Source organism: Cupriavidus sp. 8B, assembly GCF_054589115.1.
The window spans coordinates 1-1427 of sequence record NZ_BAAILO010000522.1 but is presented as its reverse complement, the minus strand read 5'-3'; the positions used below and the strand labels follow the sequence as shown (position 1 = coordinate 1427).

Annotated in this window: 2 protein-coding genes; both read left to right on the top strand. The window is 67.0% G+C overall.

Annotation, left to right across the window (positions count from 1 at the left end; translation table 11 throughout):
* Nucleotides 1-736, top strand: a 736-nt coding sequence (locus tag ACYP5B_RS46125; protein WP_459570459.1) for an MDR/zinc-dependent alcohol dehydrogenase-like family protein, incomplete at its 5' end; no start/stop codon positions are given.
* Nucleotides 737-761: 25 nt separating this feature from the next.
* Nucleotides 762-1427: AMP-binding protein (locus tag ACYP5B_RS46120; protein ID WP_459574045.1), on the top strand; the 666-nt coding region annotated here is incomplete at its 3' end.

Sequence of the window (1427 nt, the reverse complement as noted above, 5' to 3'; positions counted from 1 at the left end):
CGCCAAGCCGCCATCGAGTGCGGGCACGCATGCCACCCATGTCACCATGCGCGCCGAACACGCTTGCCTCAGGCCGTCGTCCATCCCGGCCGCCGCGCTGGCAACGCTACCGTACAACTTCCTGACCGTGACGCGCGCGTTCGCCGACGCCGGGATCTGCCGCGAGACCGTGAACGGGCGTCCCGTGCTCGTGCACGGCGCGACCGGCGGCCTGGGCCAGATCGCGGTCTGGTCGCTGCACAGGCTGGGAGCAAATGTTACCGCCGTCGGCGGACGTAACGGGCTCGATGCCTGCCTGGCCGCCGGCGCAGCCGAACTCGTCGATCGCCACCGCCAATCGCTGGCGAGCCTGCCGCGGCATTTTGCCGCCACTCTGAATTTCGCCAATTGGGACGACGAAGCGGACCTGCTGCAACTGCTGGCGCCCGACGCGGCCGGTCACGCGACCACTGTCCATCCGCTGCTCGGCAACTTTGACCGGCTGGGACTGCTCGGAGGCGGCGTGGCCACGCTGGTTGGCAAGCGTGGCAAACACGGCCTGATACCGAAGGGCGCGCGCTATGGGTGGACGACTTTCCGCCCGAACCCTTCGGCCTTGCAGGCACTGGCCGATTGCGCGACGGCGCTGGCCCCGCCTGCGGTGAAGACCTTTACGCTCAGCCAGGCCGGGCAGGCGTACCTGCACGTCGAGCAAGGCCAACCCCGGCGGGCCGTCCTGCTGCCAGGGCGACTCTAAAAAAAAGCCAATACAAGGAGACAATATGCCAGATACCACACACGATCGCTGGACGCGTACCGGCGGCATCCGGACCCAGGCCGACATCGACGACTTCGAACGCACGCCCTGGCAGGAAAAGCTGCCCGCGCAGAACACTTACGAACTGCTGTGCCAAGCCTGCGACAGTCATCCGGACAAGACCGCGTTGCGCTTCGTCATGACCGGGGCGGCTGACGCGCCAGAATTTGTCGTCGATTACGCAACCCTCAAGGCGCGCGTGACGCAAGCGGCCAACGCCTTCCACCGCGCCGGCATTACAACCGGCACGGCGGTGACGTTGCTGCTGCCCAATCTCCCCCAGACCCATTACGCCTTGCTGGGCGCGCAGGCTGCCGGCATCGCCAGTCCAATCAACCCGATGCTGGAGGTCGACTATATCGCCGCTATCGTCAATGAGACAGGGGCGCAAGCGCTGGTCGCCTGCGCCCCTGTCTCTGACAGCGCGCTCTGGGACAAAGCCGTCGCCGTAGCCGACCGGTGCCCTTCGGTGCGGACCCTGTTCGTCGTCAGCGCTGCGCCGTATCTTCCTGCTGCGGAGCGTGCAAGGGTTGACGCGGCCTTCGACACGGCGTCAAGGCCGTGCCGCGCGGACGTGAAGATGGTCGGCTTCGACCAGGCGCTGGCGGCCGAGCCGTCGGACATGCTGGTT